The sequence below is a fragment of the Novosphingobium sp. BL-A-41-Hi4B-X5A genome, assembly GCF_055521705.1.
This window is the reverse complement of record NZ_CM145500.1, coordinates 1,065,466-1,082,536: the sequence shown is the minus strand read 5'-3', so window position 1 is coordinate 1,082,536 and position 17,071 is coordinate 1,065,466. Positions and strand designations below refer to the sequence as shown.

The following is a 17,071-nucleotide window of genomic DNA, read 5'->3' as shown; positions in this document are numbered from 1 at the left end:
GCTTTCAGACCCCCCAGATATCGCGGGCATATTCGCCGATCGTGCGATCGGACGAGAACCAGCCTACGTTGGCAATGTTGCGGATTGCCGAAGCGCGCCAGGCTGCCTGCTGTTCCCAGCGGCGATCGATGTTGCGCTGCGCGGCGTGGTAGCTGTCGAAGTCAGCGGCGACCATGAACCAGTCGTGATCGTAGATGCCGCCCATCAGCCCGGCATAGCGCTGCGGATCGTCGGGCGAAAACACGCCCGTGGCGATCGCCGCGATGGCCTGCTGCAACTCGCGCGAGGCTTCGATGACTTCACGCGGGTTGTAGCCATTGGCGCGCTGGTCCTCGACCTCCTGCGCGGTGAGACCGAAGATTTCGATGTTGGGATCGCCAACGCGGTCCTTGATTTCGATGTTCGCGCCATCGAGCGTGCCGATGGTCAGCGCACCGTTGAGCGCAAACTTCATGTTGCCGGTGCCAGACGCTTCCATGCCGGCGGTGGAGATCTGTTCGGACAGATCGGCGGCCGGGATGATCTTCTCGGCGAGGCTGACGTTGTAGTTCGGCACGAACACGACCTTCAGCAAGCCGCCGACCGAAGGATCGGAATTGACACGGCGGGCGATGTCGTTGGCCAGTTTGATGATCAGCTTGGCGTTGTGATAGCTTGAAGCCGCCTTGCCGCCGAAGATCTTCACGCGCGGCACCCAGTCGCGCTCGGGGTGGCTGCGGATCTGGTCGTAGAGGGCGACTGTCTCGATCAGGTTGAGCAGCTGGCGCTTGTATTCGTGGATGCGCTTGATCTGGACGTCGAACAGGGCGTCAGGATCCAGGCGGACGCCCATCAGGTCCTTGATGTGCTTGGCCAGCGCAATCTTGTTGCTGCGCTTGACCTCGGCAATGCGCTCGCCAAGCGCGGCATCGTCAGCCAGGGCGTTGAGATCGGCAAGCTTTTCGGCATCGTCAAGGAAGGCCGGGCCGATCGCGTCCTTGAGGACTGAGGTGAGGCCCGGGTTGCACTGCTGCAGCCAGCGGCGTGGGGTGACGCCGTTGGTCTTGTTGTTGATGCGGGTGGGATAGAGCTTGTGCAGATCGGAGAAGACGGTGGTCTTCATCAGATCGGTGTGGAGCGCCGCCACGCCATTGACACTGTGCGCGCCGGTGAAGGCGAGGTTGGCCATGCGCACGCGACGCTCACCGCCTTCATCGATCAGGCTGATGGCGGCGATGGCGGCATCGTCCATCCCGGCCTTGCGCGCTTCCCGCAAGACGCGGCTGTTGATCGCGTAGACGATCTGCATGTGGCGCGGCAGCAGGCGTTCGAACAGCGGCAGCGGCCAGGATTCGAGCGCTTCGGGCAGGAGCGTGTGGTTGGTGTAGGCAACGGTGGCCTTGGTAACTTCCCACGCTTCGCTGAACTCGAGCCCGTGGACGTCGACCATCAGGCGCATCAGCTCGGCCACGGCCACTGCGGGGTGCGTGTCGTTGAGCTGGATCGCGGCCTTTTCCGGCAGGGTGCGGATGTCGCCGTGGAACTGCACGTGGCGGCGGACGATGTCCTGGATCGAGGCCGAGGTGAAGAAGTACTCCTGGCGCAGGCGCAGTTCCTGCCCGGCGGGGGTGGAGTCAGCCGGGTAGAGCACTCGAACCAGGCTGTCGGCGCGGACCTGCTCGGCAAGGGCGCCGAAGTGGTCGCCAGCGTTGAAGGCATCGAGGCGGAGCGGATCGAACGCGTGGGCGGTCCACAGGCGCAGGGTGTTGACGCGCTTGCCGCGCCAGCCCACGACCGGCGTGTCGACCGCGCTGGCTTCGACCTTTTCAGCCGGGCGCCATTCGACGGCATCGCCATTGGCAACGACTTCGCCACCGAAGCCGATGATGTAGGCGCTTTCGCGGCGGTCGAATTCCCACGGGTTGCCGTGGCTGAGCCAGGTTTCCGGCAGTTCGACCTGCCAGCCATCGTCGATCCGCTGGCGGAACATGCCGTTGACGTAGCGGATGCCGTAGCCGTAAGCAGGGATGTCGAGGCTGGCGAGGCTCTCCATGAAGCAGGCGGCGAGACGGCCGAGACCGCCGTTGCCGAGCGCTGCGTCAGGTTCGAGGTTCTCGAGCGCCGAGAGGTCGAACCCGTGATCGCGCAGGGCTTTTTCCATTTCCCGCGTCAGGCCCATGTTCGACAGGGCATCGCGCAGCAGGCGGCCGATCAGGAATTCGAGGCTGAGGTAGTAGACCCGCTTGCCGCCCTGCTCATAGGTCTTGCGCGTGGAATCCATCCACTGGTCGATGATGGCATCGCGAAGGGTCAGGACGGTTGCGGTGTACCAGTCGTGCGGCTTGGCAGCGCGTTCATCCTTGCCGACGCGGTGGCGCAGCACGTCGATGATCTTTGCGTCGATCTCGCTTGCGCCTGATTGTTTCATGATGCTCATCGCACAAGTCCCACCCTGATTGACGCCAGATGCGCGCTGCTGAGGACAGCGAGCGCCCAGCGTCTGTTGTACCGACCTGTCAGGACAGCGTGCCGCGCTCCACCTTGCCGCGGAGGATGACTGTCGCATCGCCTTGCATCACACTCTCGAGCAGGACGGTAGGCGAGGCTTGGGCGCAAGGGCAAGCGTGGAGTGTGAGCCAAGTCAGTCATGGCAGAAATCCGTCGCCCCCCATGCACGTTTCGATGGGGCTAGTACGTGTTCTGCCTCGCTTTGTCGGTCAGAATACGTCTGCGCTTCAGAGCATGCGGCGCAAGACATTGTCCTTGATGACAAAATGATGATGAAGCGCCGCCGCAATATGCAGAATCACAAGGCCTGCCATCAGGAACCCAAGAACTTCGTGCCCTTCATGCGCAGCTTCGGCGAGGGCAGAACCCTTGGCAACCGGAAGCTTCGGCCAATCAAACAGGCCATAGATCGAAAGGGGATATTTGCCGGCCGAGGAAAAGATCCATCCCGTGAGCGGCACGACGATCATCAGGACGTAAAGTGCACCGTGCGTCAGGCGCGCCACGTTCTGTTGGAGCTTGCCCATCGTTGCGGGCCATGCCGGCATGGTCCAGGTAAAGCGCCAGCCGAGGCGGGCGAGCGACAGAAACAGAATCAGGATGCCGGTGGCCTTGTGTGCGGGGAAGGGCTGCCAGATATCTTCGATGGCCTCGCCCAAGATTCCGGTCAGGATATTGAACAGAACCAATGCTGCAATGCCGGCATGAAACAGGCGCGCAATTGCATTGTACCGGATGAAATCGTGCGTGCCAGATATCGTGGCCATGACCATTCCCCTCGACTTGAACTGGCTCCAGGATAGTGCGCAGATCTTCGCTCGTCACGTATCCGATTGTCGCAGGCTCTACTGCGTAGGGGCTTGTCAAAATATGACACATGTCAAGTAATGGGATGCGGCAAATGACGTATGCCTGTTCGCCACTGCAAAAAATATGGTGTCGGCAGAAACCATAGTCCGTGAGGGAACATGCCAACGCCGCGTCTCACCCAAGTCGAGCCCGCTGTCGTCCACAAGATGGCGTCCGTCCTTAAGAGCCAGAAGCCGGAAGTGATCCAGAACCATTTCGGTATCGGGCTCAACACGTGGGTGAAGCTGCGCGAGGGCAAGGCCATCCGCCACTCCGTAGCGGTGCGCCTGTTGCAGCGCTTGCAGCGAGACCAGCTGATCTGACTGCACCGTTCGCCCTCCAAGGCGCCGCCTTACGGGGCTTGAGTTAAAGCTAGTTGCAGTGCACAATCGCCGCGTGCCTCAGACAACAACACAGGCACGCGGGGTCATTGAAATGCAAACTTCCCGGCGCGGCGGGAGCAGACAGGGGGCACAGGCGGGTCGACGGCCGCCCCGGCAGTCGCGAGTGGAAAAGCAGGATCAGGTGGCGGAGCTTCGTGCGCGCCTCGCCGCGGCGGAAGCTGCGAACGAGGCGAAAAGCCGGTTTCTTGCCAATGTCAGCCACGAAATCAGATCTCCACTCAATGCGATCTATGGCTATGCCCAGCTTGTGGAACGGGGCGCACAGGTCGATCCGTTGGCGGCTGCGCGGGTCATTCGCCGCAGCGCCGAACATCTGACAAACCTCGTCGAGGGCCTGCTCGATATTGCCTCGGTTGAACAGGGCGTGGTCCGGGTCGATAACGGCGTTATCCGGCTCGGAGCTCTGGTCGAGCAGGTAGCCGAGATGTTTGCGCCGCTGGCGGCGCATAAGGGGCTGTCGTTCGTCTGCAGCATACAGGGCCGGTTGCCCGAGTTCGTGCGGCTTGATGAACGGCGCGTGCGCCAGGCACTGATCAACCTGGTATCGAACGCGGTAAAGTTCACGCAGCGTGGGGAAATCCGGCTTGTGCTGCGATGGTCCGGCCAGATTGCCACGATCGAAGTTCACGACACGGGTCCCGGCATCGCGCTCGAGCGGCAGGAGCAGATCTTTGCACCTTACGAGCGCGCTGATGCTGCATCCGAGGCAGAGAGGACAGGGGCAGGCCTTGGTCTTGCCATAACGCGCGCGGTCGTGAGCATGCTGGGCGGCGACCTCAAGCTGGAAAGTGCGGTTGGCCGCGGCAGCTGCTTCTCGATCAAGCTTATGGCGCCGCAGGTTTCGGGCATGGTCGATCATGCTGCCGACAAGGTTCGCCCGACCGGGTACAGGGGGGACCGGCGCGCGATCCTGCTGGTCGACGATGACGCTGATCACCTGTGTGTCTTGCGGACCGTTCTTGCCGAGGCCGGCTTCGACGTTTCAGAGGCGGGCGATGGAGCCACGGCGTTGGCATTGGCCGATGCGCAAGCTTTCGACGCCGTGATATGCGATGTCAGCATGCCCGGCCTGTCGGGCTGGGATGTCGCCGAACGTCTGCGCGCCAGCTGCGGGCGCGATCTCAAGATACTGATGTTGTCGGCCAATGCGTTCGAGCGCCACGGACTCTCCGGTCAGCAGGCCAGCCACGATGCGTTCCTGCTCAAGCCAGTGGATCTGGGGTCGCTTCTCGACGCATTGGGGCGCCATCTTCAGCTGGAATGGATCCTGCCCGAAGCGCGGGAGGGTGACACTGCCGGGCGTGACCGCGTCGAGGTTTCTGCCGCCACGCGTGAACACGTCGAGAAGTTGAAGGCGCTGGTCCAGATCGGCCACGTCAGGGCGCTCGAAGGCGAGATCAAGGCATTGGCAGCCGCTGATCCTGCAGCAGACAAGCTTGCCGTGCGCCTGTTCGATCATCTCGACCGCTTTGATCTCGCCGGGATCGGAAGGATACTGGAGGACCTGCCCGATGAGTGGCGATAACTTGCGTCGTGATACGGTTCTGGTCGTCGATGACGAGCCGGATTCACTCCGCTTCCTGACCGACGCACTCGAAGGTGCGGGCATCACGGTGCTCGTCGCCATATCGGGTGCGGCCGCGCTGGACCTGCTGGAGCATGTCGTGCCGGACCTCATCCTGATGGATGCGGTGATGCCGGGTATCGACGGCTTTGCAGCAACCAGGCAGATCAAGGCACGCTCGCAACTTGCGCACGTGCCGGTGATGTTCATGACCGGGCTTACCGAAAGCGAGCACGTGATCGAAGGCTTCGAAGCTGGTGGCGTCGATTACCTCCGCAAACCGGTCAACGTGCATGAACTGCTGGCGCGGGTTCGGGTGCATCTAGGCAATGCGCGGGCAATGCAGGCGAGCGCTGCCGGCCTGGATGCAACCGGACGGCTGATGATGGCTGTCGATCCACAGGGCCGCTGTCTCTGGTGCACGCCGCTGGCTGAACGCGCGATCCTTCGAGCAAGTCCGGAATGGAGCCGGGAGGAGCGACAGCTGCCCAATGCGATCCGGCTGCCATTGCTTCGCGTGCTGGCGCGCAATGCCCCGGGGGCATCTGTGCGGATCGAGCAAGGGGAAAGCGCGCTCGAACTTGTGGTGATTGCACAGTACCGCGACAGCGAAGTGCTGATCCGGCTCAACGAGCTCAATCCCAAGGCCGACGTGGCGCAATTGCAGATCAAGCTGGGATTGACCGATCGCGAGGCCGAAGTGCTGCTCTGGATCAGCTACGGCAAGTCCAACGGGATGATCTCGGAGGTGCTCGCGATCAGCCCGCGCACGGTGCAGAAACACCTGGAACGCATCTACGAGAAGCTGGGTGTTGAAACGCGGGCTGCGGCGGCCGCAGTCGCGCTGAAGGTGCTAGGCACCTGAAGGCGATAACGCCGCCGGAAGGGGAAATGCTCCTCCAGGCGGCGTTGCGCTTCTGGCCAGACTTCACGCCAACGCGAGGCTTGGCCAAAGATCGATCAGCGGCGCGCCATTTTCCCGCTGCGGGCAGCGAGGGCGAGTTCCTGAACCATCGGTTCGACGCTTGCGATTGCGGCGCGGCGGCACTGATAATCAGGCATCGGCGTCACGATCATGCGGTCAGCCGGATCGCAGGCTTCCGCAGCGGCATCGGCAATGCGGTTGCGAAGACGGCGCATGTCCGAAGGACGGGACAGGTCGAGACCATCGGCCGAGATGGCGATGTTGACGGTTTGGGGGGCAGGTGCGGCAAGAGCGATCTGCGGCGCAGACAGCAAGCCGACCGCCAGAGTGGCGGCGATAAGGGTCTTCATGAGCATTCTCCTGCGTACTGTCTTTTATGTGCGAGTGCCTTTGTGGCCTCGCTTTATCATGGTGGACCGTGCGGTTTGCCCGGCTTGTTGATCCGTGCATAAAATAGGCCGAGGGCGCACGTCGGACAAGCCATATTTCCTGCAAAACCCTTGGATTTAAGGGGTTTTGGCTGTTGCCACGCAGCATCGATGCCGCGCAGAAAGGGCAGATTTCATGCATGCCATATCGGCATGAGAAGGCTGACTTAGGACGATTGTTCAAAATTGTTGGCGGAAGTCAGCCATTTGCCGAGAGGGCTAGAGCAAGATTGCAAAAGGGACCTCCGCCCGTACGCGTCACGCCCCCTGCTTTGTGCGCCGCAGCAATGGCGCAAGAAATTTTCTTGATGATCGGTCAAGAAGTGGCTGTTGGAGCGCCTATCGGAATGCGTCACGCTCTGCCGGGGAGATGAAAATGACCAGAATGATGCGAGCGCTGCAGGTCCGGAATCTGAGTGCTGACCTGTCCGGTGTTGGCATTGTGGATGCAGCGATTCCGGAGCCGAAGCCGGACGAGGTTCTGATCCGGATCGAAGCCGCCGCGCTGGGTTTTCCCGATCTCCTGATGACCCGTGGGGAATATCAGGCAAAACCGGCCTTGCCATTCGTTCCGGGCATGGAGGCCGCGGGCATTGTGGTGCGTGCGCCAAGCGATGGACCTTGGCGTGAAGGCGACCGTGTGATTGCAGGGATGCTCACCGGCGGGGTCGCCCAATTCGGGTGTTTCCCTGAAGGGGCTCTCCTTAGGCTGCCTGAGCGACTCTCGATGGCCCAGGGCGCGGCCTTGCGGGCTGCTTATTTGACTGCCTGGGTGGCGCTGGTCTGTCGCGGAATGGCGCAGGCAGGCGAATGGTTGTTGGTGCACGGGGCCGCTGGCGGCGTGGGACTGGCTGCCGTCGATCTTGGAGTGGCTCTTGGCCTGAAGGTCATTGCCGTTGCCTCTACGCAGGAAAAGCGTGAGGCCATCAGCGACCTCTACAAACCCGCCCACGTGATCGACGGCAGTGCCGGTTTCCGCGAGCAGGTGCTGGCGATCACCGACGGCAAAGGAGCGGATCTTGTCTACGACCCCGTGGGAGGAGACGTTTTCGACGAATCGACTCGCTGTATTGCATTTGACGGTCGTCTGCTGGTCGTCGGCTTTGCTGGTGGGCGCATCCCGGAGGTTCGCGTGAACATGCCTCTGATCAAGGGGTTCTCGGTCGTCGGCGTGCGCGCCGGGGAGTATGGGCGCCGTTTCCCGGACCGGGGCAAGGAGAACGTCGCGCGCATCCTCGAATTGGCGGGGCAGGGCAGGATCCGCCCCCACTTGCACGCGACCTTCGCGCTTGATGACTGGAAGTGTGCGTTTGAGGCGATGGAGCAGCGCAGTGTCATCGGGCGCAGCGTGATCATGCCGCACACCTGAGACGGCCCTGAAGCGGCGAGCGCCTTCGATAGACAAAAAATGGGCCGCACCGTTGCCGGGGCGGCCCTGAAAAGTTTGGGAGAGGATGCCTGAAAGGCCCCTCCGAAATGGGGTAATTGTGCTTTGTGTGCAAGTGCGAAACCCACATGTTCGGTTGCATTTATTGCAATTAAGCAAGTGAGTGCGCGGGTCTGCTTCCAGGATGGCGCGGCGTCGAAAGCCAGAATTCCTGCGTATTTTTTCGATTGTCTCCCATCTGCGCATCCCGTTTGCCGAGCGGTGACGATGCATTCCCTGCACAAAAGGTCAGGTCCTCCACTTTGCAAATGACCTGTTGCGACGGCAATTATTGATTGCTATAACCCATAACAGAAATGGGAGAGAGCACATGCTGTTTGAGCGCATCAATCCAATGACTGGCGCGGTAGCTTCGACGGCCGAGGCCATGCAGACGTCGGATATTCCTGCAATCGCCGCCCGTGCTGCGGCAGCATTTCCAGCTTGGGCGGCCATGGGTCCAAATGCCCGGCGCGCCGTGTTGATGAAGGCGGCCGCTGCGCTCGAAAGCCGCGCTGATGCCTTCGTGGAGGCCATGATGGGCGAGATCGGGGCAACCAGGGGCTGGGCGCTCTTCAACCTCGGGCTGGCCGCAAGCATGGTGCGGGAAGCTGCCGCGCTGACGACGCAGATATCGGGTGAGGTCATCCCTTCAGACAAGCCTGGTTGCGTGGCGATGGCTCTGCGCGAACCGGTCGGGGTGATCCTCGGCATTGCACCGTGGAATGCGCCGATCATTCTGGGCGTTCGGGCGATCGCCGTGCCACTCGCCTGCGGCAACGCCGTGATTCTCAAGGCATCGGAGCAGTGCCCGCGCACGCACGCCCTGATCATCGAAGCCTTTGCCGAGGCGGGCTTTCCTGAAGGCGTGGTCAATGTCGTCACCAATGCGCCTAAGGATGCTGCCGAGGTCGTTGGCGCACTGATCGACGCGCCTCAGGTCAAGCGTATCAATTTTACCGGCTCGACTGCCGTGGGCAGGATCATCGCGGTGCGGGCTGCACAACATCTCAAGCCCTGCCTGCTGGAGCTGGGCGGAAAGGCGCCGCTGATCGTTCTTGAGGACGCAGACCTTGACGAGGCGGTCAAGGCGGCTGCGTTCGGCGCATTCATGAACCAGGGGCAGATCTGCATGTCGACCGAACGCATCATCGTGGTCGATGCTGTCGCCGATGCTTTTGCGGAGAAGTTCAAGGCGAAGGTAGCTGCCATGCCGGTAGGCGATCCGCGCGAGGGGACGACGCCGCTGGGTGCGGTGGTGGACGCAAAGACAGTCGCGCACTGCAAGAGCCTGATCGAAGATGCCCTTGCCAAGGGAGCGCAGCTGCTGACCGGGGGCGAGACCACGCACAACGTGTTGATGCCGGCGCATGTCGTCGCGGGCGTCACCCAGGACATGAAGCTGTTCCGCGACGAAAGCTTCGGTCCGGTCGTCGGCGTCATCCGTGCGCGCGACGAAGCCCATGCCATCGAACTGGCAAACGATACCGAATATGGTTTGTCGGCAGCAGTCTTTACCCGCGACACGGCACGCGGCCTGCGCGTGGCGCGCCAGATCAAGTCTGGCATCTGTCATGTGAACGGCCCCACTGTGCATGACGAGGCGCAGATGCCCTTCGGCGGCGTCGGCGCGTCCGGATACGGACGCTTCGGCGGGAAGGCGGGGATCGACAGTTTCACCGAGCTGCGCTGGATCACGATGGAAACCCAGCCCGGCCATTACCCCATCTGAATTTTCAAGATTGCCCTAGAGGAAAGACCATGACTGAACAGCAGAAGATCGAGCGCGCGGAAGAAGATACCGTCGCTTTCACCGTGGAAGACGGCATTGCCTGGGTGAAATTCAACCGCCCGGAAAAGCGCAACTGCATGAGCCCGAAGCTCAATCGGCAGATGGGCCGGGTCATTGCGGACCTCGAATTCCGCGAAGACGTCAAGGTGCTGGTACTCACCGGCGAAGGGGATGCCTGGTCCGCCGGCATGGATCTCAAGGAATACTTCCGCGAGACCGAGGCCGAGGGCCTGTGGTCGATCCGCAAGGCGCAGCGCGAAGCCTATTCCTGGTGGGAGCGCCTGCGCTGGTACGAAAAGCCGACCATCGCCATGATCAATGGCTGGTGCTTTGGCGGCGGCTATGGTCCGCTGTTCGCCTGCGACATCGCTATCGCTTCGGAAGATGCACAGTTTGGTCTTTCGGAGATCAACTGGGGCATCCTGCCCGGTGGCGGCGCTTCGAAGGTTGCGGCTGACCTCATGCCGCTGCGCAAGGCCATGTATCATGCGATGATGGGCGAGAATTTGACCGGCAAGCAGGCCGAACAGCAGGGCCTTGTCACCGAGGCCGTGCCTGCCGACAAGCTGCAGGCGCGCGTTCTCGAGATCGCACAGGCCCTGTGCAAGAAGGACGGGCATGCACTGCGTGCGACCAAGTGGGCCGTGCGCCGCATGACGGAAATGACCTACGACAATGCCGAGGATTATCTGATCCGCGCGCAGGAAGCGCTCCACAACTTCGGCGGCGTTGAGGCGCGCAAGGAAGCGACGCGTCAGTTCCTTGACGAGAAGAGCTTCAAGCCCGGCCTCGGCACGTTCGACACGAGCAAGATCAAGCGCTGATCGTTGTTACGACGAGTTTGGAAAGGCCTCGGGCGCACTCGCGTCCGGGGCCTTTCTGATTTGAAATGCCCAGTAAAAGCGGTTGCCTGTCGCTTCGTCAGAAGTCAGCTTGGCTGCAAAGGAGTCTTGTCCATGGTCGCTAAGTTCCGAGTTGTCCTTGCCGCTTCCCTTGCGTGCTCCATGCCTGCCACCGCGAAGGAGGCCGCCTATTCAAAGGCCGAGGCGCAGGTGCTTGACCTGTCGCAGAAGGCCATTGCCATTCGCTCTGTCAGGGGTGAGGGCAACAGGACCATTGATGTTGCCAAGCTCTTCGGTGACGCGCTGGTGGCGGGCGGCTGGAGCGCCTCGGACATCGAGATCACGCCGGTGGACGATACCGCCTACATCATCGCAACGTGGAAGGGCAGCAATCCGGCGCTCAAGCCGCTGGTGATCTCGGGCCACATGGACGTGGTCGAGGCCAAGCGCGAGGATTGGGAGCGCGATCCGTTCGTGCCGGTAGTGGAAGATGGTATCCTCTATGGTCGTGGCGCGAGCGACATGAAGTTCGACGGGGCGCTGGCTCTTTCGACGCTGATCGAGCTGCGCCGACAGGGCTTCAAGCCCAAGCGTACCATCGTCATCGAGTTTTCCGGTGACGAGGAAACGACGATGAAGACCAGCGCGATCATTGCCGAAAAGCTGAAGAACGCCGAACTGGTCATCAATGTCGATGGCGGTGGTGGCTTGCTTGACGAGGCGACTGCCAAGCCGCTGTTCTGGACGTGGCAGGGCGCGGAGAAGACTTATGCCGACTATCGGCTGGAGGTGACCAATCCCGGCGGGCACAGTTCCGCGCCCCGCCCCGACAATGCGATCGTGCAACTCTCGCAAGCATTGGTGAAAGTGGGTGCCTACAAGTTCAAGGCCGAGCAGAACGAGATCACCAAGGCCGCATTCGAGAAGGCAGCGCCGTTTACCGAAAAGCCGGAAGTGGCTGCGGCCATGCGCGCTTTCGCGGCCAATCCCGCCGATGAGAATGCGCTGGCTACCCTGCGCGCCGATCCTGCCATGGTCGGTCTGGTCGGCACGACTTGTGTTCCGACGATGCTTGGTGGTGGACACGCAGAGAACGCCCTGCCGCAGCGGGCCTTTGCCAACATCAACTGTCGCATTTTCCCCGGCCACTCCAAGGAGGAGATCATGGCGGAACTGGGCAAGGTCATTGACGATCCGGTGGTCAAGATCACCGACGTCACGGTCGGTTCGGTGGCTTCGCCGGCATCGCCGCTGCGGCCCGATCTGATGGCTGCCGTAACGAAGGCGATGGCCAAGGCTTATCCTGGCGTGCCGCTTGTTCCCTCGCAATCATCAGGGGCATCGGATTCGATGTGGTTCCGCGCGGTCGGCGTGCCCAGTTACGGCCTCAGCCCGACGTTCTCGAAGGATTCGGAGTCGTTCGCTCACGGCCTCAATGAGCGGACCCGCCTATCCAACATCCGGCCGGGGATTACCTACTACCTGAGCCTGATCACCGACCTGACGAAGTGATCGAAGCGAGGAAGCCGCGGGCGATGTCCCGCGCTTCTTCGGGGGTGAAGCATCCGGGCGACAGGCACAGTTCGAGCCACAACCCGTCCACCAGCGCCGTAACCGCGATGGCGTGCCGACGGCGTGCCGAGACCGGCACGCCGCAATCTCCAAGCAGGGCCTCGAGCCGGGCGCGGTAAAGGGCGTATTGCTCGTCATGTTGACGAGCAATGTCCTTGCGTGCCGTGACAAGGCTCCAGAACGCGATCCACGTGGCCAGCAGCGCCGTGTCTGCAATCGGCGGCGCAAAGGATGCCGTGACGAAAGCTTCCAGCCTGTCCTGAGGGGCGGGACCAGCAGCGGCGACTGCCAGGTCGAGCGCTTCGGCAACACGGCGATCGATATGATCGTAAGTCGCTGCAACAAGCGCATCGACACCGCCGAAGTAGTGACCCACCAGGCCGACCGAGGCACCTGCTTCCTGCGCAATGGCGCGTACACTGGCTCCGGCTGCCCCGCTGCGGGCAAGCACGCGGGCGCAGGCTTCGATCAGGCTCAGTCGCCGGACGTCAGGTTCTGCACGGCGGAATGCGGGGGATGCTGATGCTTCGCTCATCTCTTGAACATTCTGCCCGTTGTTGTACGATTGTTCAATAAGCTATCTGGATTCGGGCATATGGGCGATCTATCTGGCGCATTCCGCCATATCTCATCGGACGAGGTCGATCCCGACGCGGACTGGAGCCTGCCGGGCTGGCTCTATACCAATCCGGAATACTTTTGCGTCGAGATGGAGCGGGTGATCCGGCCTTCGTGGCAGATCGTCTGCCACGAAAGCGACATTGCGGATGCCGGGGAATACCGGACGCTGGATTACCTGAATGAAAGTGTGATCGCGATCCGTGGCGACGATGGCACGATCCGCGCTTTCGCCAACGTCTGCCGCCATCGCGCCATGCGTCTTGTCGAAGGTCCGGCAGGTTGCGCGAAGAAGCTGGTCTGCCCCTACCACGCCTGGACATTCGAGCCTGACGGACGTCTATCGGGCGTGCCGATGAAGTCGGACTATCCCGCGCTCAAGCTTGAAGACAACGGCCTCGTGCCAGTTGCGCTCGAGATCTGGCGCGGCTTCGTGTTCGTGCGCCTTGTGGACGGAGGCTTCCCCAGTGTCGCCGAAATGATGGCGCCGTTCGAGGAGGAAGTTGCGCCCTATCGCTTTGAGGACATGCGCCGTATCGGTGACGTGCGCCTGCGCGAGCGGCAGGTGAACTGGAAGAATGTCGGCGACAACTATTCCGACAATCTGCACATCCCGGTAGCGCACGACGGCCTTACGCGCATTTTCGGCAAGTCCTACGAGATCTCAGACCACGGCTGGGCCGACCGGATGAAGGGCGACCTTGTTGACAAGCCCTCGGCGAATTTCTGGGAACGGTTCTATCAGACGCATTTGCCGGAGGTGCCGCATCTTCCGCAGCAATCGCAGCGCCGGTGGCTGTATTACAAGCTCTGGCCGAACATGGCGTTCGATATCTATGCGGATCAGATCGACTTCATGCAGTGGCTGCCGCTGACGCCGACGACTTCGTTGCTGCGCGAGATGTGCTTTGCGCTACCGGACGAACGCCGCGAGATGAAGCTGGTGCGATATGCCAACTGGCGGATCAATCGGGTGGTCAACGCGGAAGATACTTGGCTGATCGAACGGATCCAGCAAGGCATGGCGTCGAATTCCTACGGCGCCGGACCAATCGGCAAAAGCGAAGTGTGCCTGCGCAGCTTCGCCCGCAAGATCCGCGCGATCACGCCCGAGGCACGGCTGCACAAAGCGCCGCCGGCCGGCTGGTCGAAGAAGTAATCACAAAAGCTCCGGGGAATTATCGCATGTCCAACCGTTACGACGCATTGATCATCGGCGGCGGCCACAATGGCCTGGTCTGCGCATTCTATCTCGCCAAGGCGGGAATGAAGGTGCGCGTGCTGGAACGTCGTGACATTGTCGGAGGCGCAGCAGTAACCGAGGAATTCCATCCCGGCTTCCGCAACTCGACGGCGAGCTACACTGTCAGCCTGCTGCGACCAAAGGTGATTGCGGACATGAAGCTCCACGATCACGGCTATCGCGTGATCGAGCGGACGATCAGCAATTTCTTCCCCTTTCCCGACACTTACCTGAAACTGGGCGGCGGGCCAGGGCGTACCGAAGCAGAGTTCGCACGCTTTTCGAAGAAGGATGCCGAGGCTTACCCCAAGTATGATGCCGCGCTGGAAAAGGTCGCCAATGTGCTGCGCGACATTTCGCTGCAAACGCCGCCGAATGTCGGAGGCGGGATCGCCGCGCTGAAGTCTGCCGCAATGCAGGGCTGGCCGATCGCCAAGCTCGACATGGCAACGCAGCGTGACCTGCTGGACATCTTCACCAAGTCGGCGCGCGATTTCCTCGATGGCTGGTTCGAAGACGATCACGTGAAGTCGGCATTCGCGTTCGACGCGGTGGTGGGCAACTACGCGGGCGTTTCAACGCCGGGTTCGGCCTATGTCTTGCTCCACCACGTATTCGGCGAAGTGAATGGCAAGCTTGGCGCTTGGGGCCATTCTGTCGGCGGCATGGGGGCGATCACGCAGGCGATGGCCAAGGCATGCGCCGAAGTCGGCGTCGAGATCAGCCTTGAATCGCCGGTGGCGCGGGTTCTGGTGAACAACGGCAAGGCGGCGGGCGTGAAGCTCGAAGGGGGCGAGGAGCTTTATGCGCCGATCGTCGCTGCCAATGTCGGCCCGGCGCTGCTCTACCGGCAACTGGTCGATTCTGCGGATCTCGATGAGGACTTCAACCGCCGGATGAAGGGCTACAAGACAGGGTCCGGCACCTTCCGCATGAACGTCGCGTTATCCGAATTGCCGGACTTCACCGTGCTGCCGGGCAAGGAACAGGCTGAGCATCACACCGCCGGCATCATCATAGCGCCAGGCATGGATTACATGGATCAGGCCTTCATCGATGCCCAGCAGCATGGCTGGTCGAAGAAGCCGATCGTGGAGATCAAGATCCCGAGCACTGTCGACGACAGCCTTGCGCCTCCGGGCCAGCATGTGGCGAGCCTGTTCTGCCAGCAGTTCGATCCGACTATCGATTGGGATGCGCACCGCGAGCAAGTGGCGGATCTGATCATCGATACGGTCACTGACCATGCGCCCAACTTCAAGGGCGCAGTCATTGCGCGCCAGATCCATTCGCCCCTGGATCTTGAGCGCAAGTTCGGGCTTATCGGGGGCGACATCTTCCACGGCACGATGGGTCTCGATCAGCTTTGGGCTGCGCGTCCGGTGCTGGGCCACGGTGACTATCGCTCGCCGATCAAGGGGCTCTACATGTGCGGATCGGGGACCCATCCCGGTGGCGGCGTGACCGGAGCGCCCGGCCACAACGCGGCGCATGAGATCATCCGTGACCGCTCTGTACTGTGGAAGCTGCTGCATCGTGCCTGACCCATAGATAGACCGGCAAGCCGAGCGCGATGAACCCTACGCCGTAGGTGAGGGCCTCTATCCCGAGGCCCCACGCGGCCCAGGCGATGAAGCCTGCACCCACCAGCGCTGCCGCAACCAGCACGCGCTCTGTCGGCAACAGACGCACCGCTGCGAGCATTGCGAGGAAGTACGACAGCATCCCCGCAGCAAGGCTGACCGAGGCGATGAAGGCGAACAGGTCGCCCATGCCGCGCCCGTAGTTGAGCAGCGTGACGATGCTCAGCAGGATGCTCGACACGACATGCGAGCGCACCGGCGTTCCCCGGGCACCTTCCGTGGCGAACCAGCGGGGGAAGACGCCGCCCTTGGCCATCGCCCAGGGAACCTCGCCCTGAAGCAGGATGAACCCGTTCAAGGTGCCGAAAGCGCTGATCGCGGCAAAGACGGCCACAATCTGCCCCACGCCGGATCCGAAGAAACGCGCCAGAAAATCGGCTACGGGCGCAGGAGAAGCGGCAGCGGCTTGCATTGGCATGTAGAGCGCAAAGGCTGTGGAAATCCCGATGTAGACGAACCCGGTCAGGGCAACGCCGATCAGGGTCGCTCGCGGGACAACGCTCGCGGCATTTTCGACCTTGTCGGCCGGCACTGTCGCGGATTCGAGCCCGAGGAAGCCCCAGAATGTCAGCCCGGCCGCCGTTGCAACCACCGCGCCCGATAGCGGCACTGCTGGTTGCACGGCTTGCGGTGCGCCAGTCAGCAGCAGCCAGACTGTAAGGGCAATCAACCCCACCAGTGGCACCAGCTTCAGCGCCGTGGTCACTACCGAGACATCGCCCGCGGCGCGGACACCGCGAATGTTCACGGCAGTGAGCAGCCAGACGCAGGCCACCGAAAGCACTGCTGGGAGGCCGGGGATGCGGCCCATGGCCGGCACGATCAGGCTGAGGTTTGATACGACTGCGACAGCGACTGCCCCATTCCCCGCCCAGACCATCGTCCAGTAGGACCACGCGGTGACAAAGCCTCCCACCGGTCCGAATGCGGCCTGCGCATAGGCATAGGGACCTCCCGCCAAGGGCAGGCGCGCGCCAAGGCGAGCGAATGTGAAAGCAAGGCACAACGCACCGCCAAGCGTCACCGCCCAGCCAATCAGCTGGTTGTGGCCCAGGGGAGCAAGCGTTGCCGGCAGGATATAGATCCCCGAACCGATCATGTTGCCCACGACCAGCGCTAGGGTCATCCAGAAGCCCAGCTTGCGCGTTGCTGTCATAGGCTGCGGGTTCCCTTCATTGCGGTTGGGTGAAGACTAGCGCTTGATCGCGAGGCGTCACCATGTTTGTGATGCTGCTGATGACCAATGTGACCACGTCTTCGCCCCGCATTGCTGCACCG

The 17,071-nt window shown here is 62.1% G+C and carries 14 protein-coding genes; 9 read left to right on the top strand and 5 right to left on the bottom strand.

The window, feature by feature from the left end:
* Positions 1 to 4: 4 nt before the first annotated feature.
* Together ACZ1JY_RS04920 and ACZ1JY_RS04915 are read right to left on the bottom strand one after the other, a co-directional pair.
* A complete protein-coding gene (locus tag ACZ1JY_RS04920; protein ID WP_465130557.1) occupies positions 5 to 2,416 on the bottom strand; it encodes a glycogen/starch/alpha-glucan phosphorylase in 2,412 nt (803 codons plus the stop codon).
* Positions 2,417 to 2,714: 298 nt separating this feature from the next.
* The gene (locus ACZ1JY_RS04915) at positions 2,715 to 3,254 is read right to left on the bottom strand and encodes a cytochrome b (RefSeq protein WP_118074718.1); all 540 of its coding nucleotides are present in this window, start codon (positions 3,252 to 3,254) and stop codon (positions 2,715 to 2,717) included.
* A 201-nt stretch (positions 3,255 to 3,455) separates the two neighbouring features.
* Here ACZ1JY_RS04915 and ACZ1JY_RS04910 point away from each other — a divergent pair, with 201 nt between their 5' ends.
* The 3 genes from ACZ1JY_RS04910 (at position 3,456) to ACZ1JY_RS04900 (ending at position 6,169) form a co-directional block, all read left to right on the top strand.
* Entirely contained in the window at positions 3,456 to 3,659 is a 204-nt protein-coding gene (locus ACZ1JY_RS04910) for a hypothetical protein (protein ID WP_118073567.1), read from the top strand.
* Between the two features lie 184 nt (positions 3,660 to 3,843).
* Entirely contained in the window at positions 3,844 to 5,265 is a 1,422-nt protein-coding gene (locus ACZ1JY_RS04905) for an ATP-binding response regulator (protein ID WP_465130556.1), read from the top strand.
* Positions 5,252 to 6,169 carry a response regulator gene (locus ACZ1JY_RS04900; RefSeq protein WP_465130555.1) on the top strand — a complete coding sequence of 306 codons (918 nt, stop codon included), beginning with the start codon at positions 5,252 to 5,254 and terminating at the stop codon, positions 6,167 to 6,169. The genes ACZ1JY_RS04905 and ACZ1JY_RS04900 overlap by 14 nt, the downstream gene beginning before the upstream one ends.
* A 95-nt stretch (positions 6,170 to 6,264) precedes the next feature.
* On the opposite strand, the gene ACZ1JY_RS04895 is transcribed toward ACZ1JY_RS04900, so the two are convergent.
* On the bottom strand, positions 6,265 to 6,579 hold the full coding sequence (locus ACZ1JY_RS04895; RefSeq protein ID WP_162896004.1) for a UrcA family protein: 315 nt from the start codon (positions 6,577 to 6,579) through the stop codon (positions 6,265 to 6,267).
* 454 nt (positions 6,580 to 7,033) lie between these two features.
* Here ACZ1JY_RS04895 and ACZ1JY_RS04890 point away from each other — a divergent pair, with 454 nt between their 5' ends.
* From ACZ1JY_RS04890 to ACZ1JY_RS04875, 4 genes are all read left to right on the top strand, one after another.
* Positions 7,034 to 8,026 carry an NADPH:quinone oxidoreductase family protein gene (locus ACZ1JY_RS04890; RefSeq protein WP_118074719.1) on the top strand — a complete coding sequence of 331 codons (993 nt, stop codon included), beginning with the start codon at positions 7,034 to 7,036 and terminating at the stop codon, positions 8,024 to 8,026.
* A gap of 388 nt (positions 8,027 to 8,414) precedes the next feature.
* Positions 8,415 to 9,815, top strand: coding sequence for an aldehyde dehydrogenase (locus tag ACZ1JY_RS04885; RefSeq protein WP_465130554.1), 1,401 nt, complete (start codon positions 8,415 to 8,417; stop codon positions 9,813 to 9,815).
* A gap of 29 nt (positions 9,816 to 9,844) precedes the next feature.
* Positions 9,845 to 10,699: a p-hydroxycinnamoyl CoA hydratase/lyase gene (locus tag ACZ1JY_RS04880; protein ID WP_118073572.1), complete on the top strand. Its 855-nt coding sequence runs from the start codon at positions 9,845 to 9,847 to the stop codon at positions 10,697 to 10,699.
* A gap of 180 nt (positions 10,700 to 10,879) precedes the next feature.
* Positions 10,880 to 12,229 (top strand): M20/M25/M40 family metallo-hydrolase, encoded by a 1,350-nt coding sequence (locus ACZ1JY_RS04875; protein WP_465130553.1) that lies wholly within the window; start codon positions 10,880 to 10,882, stop codon positions 12,227 to 12,229.
* Here the strand turns inward: ACZ1JY_RS04875 and ACZ1JY_RS04870 are convergent.
* Entirely contained in the window at positions 12,210 to 12,824 is a 615-nt protein-coding gene (locus tag ACZ1JY_RS04870) for a TetR family transcriptional regulator C-terminal domain-containing protein (RefSeq protein WP_168904627.1), read from the bottom strand. The genes ACZ1JY_RS04875 and ACZ1JY_RS04870 overlap by 20 nt on opposite strands.
* Before the next feature lie 60 nt (positions 12,825 to 12,884).
* Here ACZ1JY_RS04870 and ACZ1JY_RS04865 point away from each other — a divergent pair, with 60 nt between their 5' ends.
* Entirely contained in the window at positions 12,885 to 14,066 is a 1,182-nt protein-coding gene (locus tag ACZ1JY_RS04865) for an aromatic ring-hydroxylating oxygenase subunit alpha (RefSeq protein ID WP_465130552.1), read from the top strand.
* Between the two features lie 26 nt (positions 14,067 to 14,092).
* Positions 14,093 to 15,694 carry a phytoene desaturase family protein gene (locus ACZ1JY_RS04860; RefSeq protein WP_465130551.1) on the top strand — a complete coding sequence of 534 codons (1,602 nt, stop codon included), beginning with the start codon at positions 14,093 to 14,095 and terminating at the stop codon, positions 15,692 to 15,694.
* Here the strand turns inward: ACZ1JY_RS04860 and ACZ1JY_RS04855 are convergent.
* Entirely contained in the window at positions 15,648 to 16,949 is a 1,302-nt protein-coding gene (locus tag ACZ1JY_RS04855) for an amino acid permease (RefSeq protein WP_465130550.1), read from the bottom strand. The two genes, ACZ1JY_RS04860 and ACZ1JY_RS04855, sit on opposite strands and share 47 nt — an antisense overlap.
* Positions 16,950 to 17,071 lie beyond the last annotated feature (122 nt).

Excerpts from the sequence above, each read along its gene's own strand:
- ACZ1JY_RS04920 (WP_465130557.1), bottom strand. The coding sequence starts at position 2,416 with ATGAGCATCATGAAACAATCAGGCGCAAGCGAGATCGACGCAAAGATC.
- ACZ1JY_RS04915 (WP_118074718.1), bottom strand. The coding sequence starts at position 3,254 with ATGGCCACGATATCTGGCACGCACGATTTCATCCGGTACAATGCAATT.
- ACZ1JY_RS04910 (WP_118073567.1), top strand. The coding sequence starts at position 3,456 with ATGCCAACGCCGCGTCTCACCCAAGTCGAGCCCGCTGTCGTCCACAAG.
- ACZ1JY_RS04900 (WP_465130555.1), top strand. The coding sequence starts at position 5,252 with ATGAGTGGCGATAACTTGCGTCGTGATACGGTTCTGGTCGTCGATGAC.
- ACZ1JY_RS04895 (WP_162896004.1), bottom strand. The coding sequence starts at position 6,579 with ATGAAGACCCTTATCGCCGCCACTCTGGCGGTCGGCTTGCTGTCTGCG.
- ACZ1JY_RS04890 (WP_118074719.1), top strand. The coding sequence starts at position 7,034 with ATGACCAGAATGATGCGAGCGCTGCAGGTCCGGAATCTGAGTGCTGAC.
- ACZ1JY_RS04885 (WP_465130554.1), top strand. The coding sequence starts at position 8,415 with ATGCTGTTTGAGCGCATCAATCCAATGACTGGCGCGGTAGCTTCGACG.
- ACZ1JY_RS04880 (WP_118073572.1), top strand. The coding sequence starts at position 9,845 with ATGACTGAACAGCAGAAGATCGAGCGCGCGGAAGAAGATACCGTCGCT.
- ACZ1JY_RS04875 (WP_465130553.1), top strand. The coding sequence starts at position 10,880 with ATGCCTGCCACCGCGAAGGAGGCCGCCTATTCAAAGGCCGAGGCGCAG.
- ACZ1JY_RS04870 (WP_168904627.1), bottom strand. The coding sequence starts at position 12,824 with ATGAGCGAAGCATCAGCATCCCCCGCATTCCGCCGTGCAGAACCTGAC.
- ACZ1JY_RS04865 (WP_465130552.1), top strand. The coding sequence starts at position 12,885 with ATGGGCGATCTATCTGGCGCATTCCGCCATATCTCATCGGACGAGGTC.
- ACZ1JY_RS04860 (WP_465130551.1), top strand. The coding sequence starts at position 14,093 with ATGTCCAACCGTTACGACGCATTGATCATCGGCGGCGGCCACAATGGC.
- ACZ1JY_RS04855 (WP_465130550.1), bottom strand. The coding sequence starts at position 16,949 with ATGACAGCAACGCGCAAGCTGGGCTTCTGGATGACCCTAGCGCTGGTC.